The 6215-nt window shown below is 64.3% G+C and carries 8 protein-coding genes; 7 read left to right on the top strand and 1 reads right to left on the bottom strand.

Translation table 11 applies throughout. The features are described from left to right. The 6 genes from ENZ75_RS17460 to ENZ75_RS17435 form a co-directional block, all read left to right on the top strand. The coding region (locus ENZ75_RS17460) for a magnesium chelatase domain-containing protein (protein ID WP_281061244.1) at positions 1-445 on the top strand (445 nt) is incomplete at its 5' end. Positions 446-508: 63 nt separating this feature from the next. After that, positions 509-1177 carry a CvpA family protein gene (locus tag ENZ75_RS17455; RefSeq protein WP_013532527.1) on the top strand — a complete coding sequence of 223 codons (669 nt, stop codon included), beginning with the start codon at positions 509-511 and terminating at the stop codon, positions 1175-1177. Positions 1178-1282: 105 nt separating this feature from the next. After that, positions 1283-2752, top strand: coding sequence for an amidophosphoribosyltransferase (gene purF, locus ENZ75_RS17450; RefSeq protein WP_013532528.1), 1470 nt, complete (start codon positions 1283-1285; stop codon positions 2750-2752). 43 nt (positions 2753-2795) lie between these two features. Beyond that, complete coding sequence (locus tag ENZ75_RS17445) at positions 2796-3536, top strand: SDR family NAD(P)-dependent oxidoreductase (protein ID WP_013532529.1); 741 nt, start codon at positions 2796-2798, stop codon at positions 3534-3536. A 135-nt stretch (positions 3537-3671) separates the two neighbouring features. Next, positions 3672-4301, top strand: a complete 630-nt coding sequence (locus tag ENZ75_RS17440) for a hypothetical protein (protein WP_013532530.1) — start codon at positions 3672-3674, stop codon at positions 4299-4301. Between the two features lie 168 nt (positions 4302-4469). Beyond that, complete coding sequence (locus ENZ75_RS17435) at positions 4470-4691, top strand: hypothetical protein (protein WP_013532531.1); 222 nt, start codon at positions 4470-4472, stop codon at positions 4689-4691. 3 nt (positions 4692-4694) lie between these two features. On the opposite strand, the gene ENZ75_RS17430 is transcribed toward ENZ75_RS17435, so the two are convergent. Beyond that, entirely contained in the window at positions 4695-5201 is a 507-nt protein-coding gene (locus ENZ75_RS17430; protein ID WP_013532532.1) for an OsmC family protein, read from the bottom strand. Positions 5202-5403: 202 nt separating this feature from the next. On the opposite strand from ENZ75_RS17430, the gene aguA reads away from it, so the two are divergent. Further along, a partial coding sequence (gene aguA / locus ENZ75_RS17425; RefSeq protein ID WP_128278203.1) for an agmatine deiminase occupies positions 5404-6215 on the top strand: 812 nt, incomplete at its 3' end.

The following is a 6215-nucleotide window of genomic DNA, read 5'->3' as shown; positions in this document are numbered from 1 at the left end:
GCTCGGCACGCCGCGCCGCGCCGTCGTCGGCTGGGACGGCGCCCGGCTGTCGATGATCCTGGCGGTTCTCGAAGCCCATTGCGGGGTGCGATTCGGCAGCCATGATGTCTATCTCAATGTCGCCGGCGGCTACCGGATTTCGGAGCCCGCGGCAGATCTCGCAGTGGCGGCCGCCCTGGTTTCCTCGCTCACCGGTCTTGCCCTTCCCGCCGATTGCGTCTATTTCGGCGAAATCAGCCTTTCGGGCGCCGTGAGGCCGGTTGCGCATGCGCAACAGCGCCTCAAGGAAGCCGAAAAGCTGGGTTTTGGAAGCGCGGTTCTGCCCTCGGGCAGCGGGGAACTGGCCGGGGGGATCGGGGCCGGTTCTTTCCAGCCGACCGAGCTTGCCGACCTCGTGGCACGCATAGCCGGCTCACGCCGAAGCCGCGTGGACGAAGAAGACTAGAGCATCGGACCCAGAGCCCGATGTTCGGCGCTATAATGCGGCTCATGGAGTGGGGCGAAAGACATGCCGATTACGCTGCTTGACGGAATTCTCGTCGGCTTCACTCTGGTTTCGGCGATGCTCGCCATGGTTCGCGGCTTCTCGCGCGAAGTCCTGTCCGTCGTCTCCTGGGCCGCGGCGGCAGCGGCGGCGTTCTTCTTCTACAAGCCGGTCGTGCCTTACCTCGCTCCCTACATCGAGAATGAAAAGGTCGCCATGGCGGCCGCCGCCGGCGTGGTTTTCATCATCGCGCTGATCGTCGTCTCGGTCATCACCATGAAGCTCGCCGACTGGATCATCGATTCCCGGATCGGCGCGCTCGATCGTACGCTCGGTTTCCTTTACGGCGCCGCGCGCGGCATCCTGGTCGTTGCCGTCGCCCTGCTGTTCTTCAACTGGCTGGCCGGCGCCAAGGCACCAGCCTGGGTCACCGAGGCCAAGTCGCGGCCGCTGCTCGAACAAATCGGCGCCAAGCTCGAAAGCCTGCTGCCCGAGGATCCGGAAAACGCGATCCTCAAGAAGCTCAATCCGAATCAGCCGGCCGCCGAGACGCCAGCTGCTCCGGACGCACCGGCGGCGGATGCTCCGGCGGGCGGCGACGATACCAACACGCCGGCGCCTGACGACAATGACGCAACACCACCGGCGAACAACGCCCCGGCCGCTCCGGCACCGGCGGCACCGGCAAACTGACGCCGAAAAACGGCGTCAGGATCTGACGATGGTGTGAACGACTGCACGGCCCGCGTTGCTTTCGGCGCGAACCCGCATTATATGGCGATTTTAGCGGAGCTTAAGATGGCAGACGCAGACGACGTGCTTTCCGCCGAGGCCGACGACCATTTCCACGACGAATGCGGTGTGTTCGGCATTTTCGGCCGGCAGGACGCTGCGGCCATCGTTACATTGGGCCTGCATGCGCTGCAGCATCGCGGCCAGGAAGCGGCCGGCATCGTTTCCTATGACGGCAGCCAGTTCCATGTCGAACGCCATGTCGGCCTGATCGGCGACACCTTCACCAAGCAGCGCGTCATCGACAGCCTGCAAGGCAACCGCGCCATTGGCCATACGCGCTACGCCACCACGGGCGGCGCCGGCATGCGCAACATCCAGCCCTTTTTCGCCGAATTGGCCGATGGCGGTTTCGCCGTCGCCCACAACGGCAATCTGACCAACGCCATGACCGTGCAGCGCGCGCTGCAGAAGCAAGGCGCGATCTTCTCCTCCACCTCCGATACCGAGACGCTTTTGCACCTCGTCGCCACCAGCAAGGAGCGCGATTTGAACTCGCGTTTCATCGATGCGGTGCGGCAGGTCGAGGGCGCTTTCTCCCTGGTGGCGATGACGGCCAAGAAGATGATCGGCTGCCGCGATCCGCTCGGCATCCGGCCGCTGGTGCTGGGCGATCTCGACGGCGCCTGGATCCTGGCCTCTGAAACCTGCGCGCTCGACATCATCGGTGCGCGTTTCGTGCGCGACCTGAAGCCCGGCGAGATGGTCGTCGTCACGTCCAAGGGCATCGAGAGCCTGTTCCCCTTCGAGCCGCAGAAGACCCGCTTCTGCATCTTCGAATATGTCTATTTCGCGCGGCCGGATTCCTCGGTCGAAGGCCGCAACGTCTATGAGGTGCGCAAGCGTATCGGCGCCGAGCTGGCGGTCGAAAGCCCGGTCGAGGCCGACATCGTCGTGCCGGTGCCGGATTCGGGCACGCCGGCGGCGATCGGCTTCAGCCAGGCGGCCGGCATTCCCTTCGAGCTCGGCATCATCCGCAATCATTATGTCGGCCGCACCTTCATCCAGCCGGGCGATTCGATCCGCCATATGGGCGTCAAGCTGAAGCACAATGCCAACCGGCGCATGATCGAAGGCAAGCGCGTGGTTCTGGTCGACGACAGCATCGTGCGCGGCACCACCAGCCAGAAGATCGTGCAGATGGTGCGCGACGCCGGCGCCAAGGAGGTGCATATGCGCATCGCCTCACCGCCGACACGCGCCTCCTGCTTCTACGGTGTCGACACGCCGGAGAAATCGAAGCTCCTGGCGTCGCGCATGTCGATCGAGGAGATGGCCGAGTTCATTCGCGTCGATTCGCTTGGCTTCCTCACCATTGACGGGCTCTACCGCGCGGTCGGCGAGGCCAGCCGCGACAACGACCAGCCGCAATTCTGCGATGCCTGCTTCACCGGCCAGTACCCGACCCGCCTGCTCGACTTCGAAGGCCACGACAATGTGCGCACGCTGTCGCTGCTGGCGACAAGCGGGACGTAGGCCGGACCGCCATCAGCGTTAGTCAATTCCCGGAATCCATCGCATGACCCTCGACCTTTCCGGCCGCGTTGCGGTCGTCACCGGCGCCTCGCGCGGCATCGGCTATTTCATTGCCAAGGAATTGGCTGCCGCCGGCGCGCATGTCATTGCGGTGGCTCGTACTGTCGGCGGGCTGGAAGAGCTCGACGACCAGATCAAGGCGGCCGGCGGCCAGGCGACACTGGTGCCGCTCGACCTCGCCGACATGGCCGGCATCGACCGCCTGGGCGGCGCCATCCACGAACGCTGGGGCAAGCTCGACATTCTCGTCGCCAATGCCGGCGTGCTCGGCGTCATCTCGCCGATCGGTCATGTCGAAGCAAAAACCTTCGAGAAGGTGATGACCATCAACGTCACCTCGACCTGGCGGCTGATCCGCTCGGTCGACCCTCTGCTGCGGCTCTCCGATGCTGGCCGCGCGATCATCCTGTCTTCCAACGCCGCGCACTCGGCGCGCGCCTTCTGGGCACCCTACGCGGCATCCAAGGCCGCGGTGGAGACGATGATGCGCTCCTGGGCGCATGAGACGCAGAGCCTGCCGCTCAGGGTGAACGCCGCTGACCCCGGCGCCACCCGCACCGCCATGCGGGCCCAGGCAGTGCCGGGCGAAGATCCCGAGACGTTGCCGCATCCCTCCGAGATCGCCAAACGCATCGTGCCGCTGGCCAGCCCGGACCTGAAAGAGACCGGATTGATCTTCCAGGCCAAGCACAATCGCTTCGTCGCCTATAGGCAGCCGGAATAAAAGTTGAGCCTTTTTTTTGACGCATGTCGGTTTCCCAAAAACCGCTGCGCACTTTTAAGCGACATGCGTAGGGATTAAACAGGCCTCCGGAAACGTTTCTTCGACGTAGTCGAAGCCCAAACCGGAGGAACCACCATGCGCAAACTGCTTCTCGCCACCGCGGCCATCCTGATCGCAGCCGCGGGCGCCGCTTACTCGCAAGATGCCAAGATGAGCTTCTTCGTCACCAGTGTCGGTTCCGGCAAGGGTGCCGACCTCGGCGGCCTCAAGGGTGCTGACGCGCATTGCGCATCGCTGGCGGAAGCCGCCGGCGTCACCGGCAAGAGTTGGGCCGCCTATCTGTCGACCAGCGACACCGACGCCCGCGACCGTATCGGCAAGGGGCCGTGGGTGAACGCCAAGGGCGTCAAGATCGCTGACGACGTCGCCTCGTTGCACAGCGATGCCAACGGCATCACCAAGCAGACGGCGCTCAACGAGAAAGGCGAAGTGGTCAACGGCCGCGGTGACACGCCGAACCGCCACGACGTGCTGACCGGCTCCAAGCCCGACGGCACCAAGATCGCCGACCAGACCTGCGGCGACTGGACGATGAGCGGGGCGGAAGGCGCCGCGATGATGGGCCATCATGATCGCACGGGCCTCGACGATTCTGCAGCCGCCAAATCCTGGAATTCCTCGCACGCCTCGCGCGGCGGCTGCAGCCAAGAGGCGCTGAAGGGCACCGGGGGCGATGGCTTGTTCTATTGTTTTGCCACCAACTGAGCCGATTGCGCTTCGAAATCGGGCTGGGAAACCCGCCGTCACATCACGCGGCTGTGATGAGACGGCGGGAAGCTGTGCGGCGGTCATGCTTTCGTCATTTCCTTGGAGTTGGTAGGGTCACCGCGACTCCCACAACAAGCGCCCAACTGGCAGAACAAGGAAATCCCCATGGCTACGACCGCAGCAGCGTTGGTCTGGTATCTGGTAATCGCCGGTCCGCAAGGCGGCATGGTCGTGCTGCCCAGCACCTTCGACAAGCGCGAACAATGCACCGCCGCCATCACCGAATATCAGAAGCAGCCGACACCAGCCGGCTGGTCGGTGCAATGCGTGCCGAGCGCCTCGCCCTTCACCGACGAGGGTGACGCCGAAGAACCGTCAGCACAGTAGGCGTCAGCGGCGTGCGCTGACCGTCAGTTCCGGCTTCTGGCTGATGGTCTGGAATACCACGCAATAACGCTCGGTCAGCTTTAGTAGCGAGTCTATCCGCTCCTGCGGCTCATCGGTGTCGAGGTTGAAATTGAGCCGGATGGCGCGAAAGCCGACCGGCGCATCCTTGGCGACACCGAGCGTGCCGCGAAAATCGAGATCGCCTTCAGCCTCTACCGCGGCGGCGCCGAGTTTGAACTCGAGCGCCGTCGCCACCGCCTTCAGCGTCACCCCGGCGCAGGCGACCAACGCCTCCAGCAGCATGTCGCCCGAGCAGAGCTCAAGGCCTGAGCCGCCTGTTGCCGGATGCAGGCCGGCGATGGCGAGCGCCCTGCCCGTCTCCACCTTGCAGGCAACCGACTGGTCGTCGATCGAGCCCTTGGCGCGAAGCGTGATCATGGCCTGCGAAGCGTCGTCACGATAGGCCTGCTTCAGCGGCGCCTGCATGGCCTTCAGTTCGGTCGCATCCATCCGCTTTCCCCTTTCGTCGACTGCTTGCGTCACCGGCATGCGCCGTCCGGTCAAGATTTGCGCCGATCACCTTGGGAAGGCAATGCCATTCCGCAACAGGTGCCAGCCGCCTACACCGATATCCCAAATGGGACATTGACGGACAAGGTCCCAAAAAAGTCTGATCCGGGCAAGTCATCACTCCATTTCCCGGCGGTCCCCGATGCCTCGAACCCTCTCGACAAGGCCGAAACAGGATGGGTTTCGCGCGCCCGGCGAATTCGAACCCAAGTCAGGCTGCTGGATGATCTGGCCGGAGCGGCCGGACACCTGGCGCCTCGGCGCCAAGCCCGCGCAAAAACTGTTCGCCGATGTCGCCGCGGCGATCGCGCAAAGCGAGCCGGTGACGGTGGCGGCTTCTGCTCGCCAGTGGCAGAATGCCCGAGCGCGATTGCCTGGCCATGTGCGTGTCGTGGAGATGTCCACCAATGATTCCTGGCTGCGCGACAGCGGTCCCAACTTCGTCGTCAACGATCAAGGCGACGTGCGTGGCGTCGATTGGATCTTCAACGCCTATGGCGGTTTTGACGGCGGCCTCTATTCGCCATGGGACCTGGATGACCTTGCGGCGCAAAAAGTGCTCGAAATCGAGAACATGGATCGCTACCGCGCACCTCTGATCGCCGAGGGTGGCGGGTTGCAGTGCGACGGTCAGGGCACGCTCATCACGACGGAGCAATGCCTGCTCAACCGAAATCGCAACGCTCATCTCGGCAAGGCCGAGGTGGAGCGCCAGCTTGGCGACTATCTCGGTGTCGACACCGTCATCTGGCTGCCACGCGGCTTTGCCTTCGACGAGACCGACGGCCATGTCGACGACGTCTGCTGCTTCGTGCGCCCCGGCGTGGTCGTGCTGAGCTGGACCGACAATCGGGACGACCCACAATATGAGATCGTGCGCGAAGCCGAGGCGGTGTTGCGTTCGGCTCGTGATGCGAAGGGCCGCGCGCTGGAAGTTCACCGGCTGCCCCATCC

Origin of the sequence: Mesorhizobium sp. M7A.F.Ca.CA.002.04.1.1 (assembly GCF_004022805.1) — a bacterium.
GTDB lineage: Bacteria > Pseudomonadota > Alphaproteobacteria > Rhizobiales > Rhizobiaceae > Mesorhizobium > Mesorhizobium ciceri.
This window is presented reverse-complemented; position numbering and strand designations above follow the sequence as displayed.

Coding starts and splice junctions, on each gene's coding strand:
- ENZ75_RS17430 (WP_013532532.1), bottom strand. CDS start 5,201: ATGGATGCGACCGAACTGAAGGCCATGCAGGCGCCGCTGAAGCAGGCC.
- ENZ75_RS17435 (WP_013532531.1), top strand. CDS start 4,470: ATGGCTACGACCGCAGCAGCGTTGGTCTGGTATCTGGTAATCGCCGGT.
- ENZ75_RS17440 (WP_013532530.1), top strand. CDS start 3,672: ATGCGCAAACTGCTTCTCGCCACCGCGGCCATCCTGATCGCAGCCGCG.
- ENZ75_RS17455 (WP_013532527.1), top strand. CDS start 509: ATGCCGATTACGCTGCTTGACGGAATTCTCGTCGGCTTCACTCTGGTT.
- ENZ75_RS17445 (WP_013532529.1), top strand. CDS start 2,796: ATGACCCTCGACCTTTCCGGCCGCGTTGCGGTCGTCACCGGCGCCTCG.
- purF (WP_013532528.1), top strand. CDS start 1,283: ATGGCAGACGCAGACGACGTGCTTTCCGCCGAGGCCGACGACCATTTC.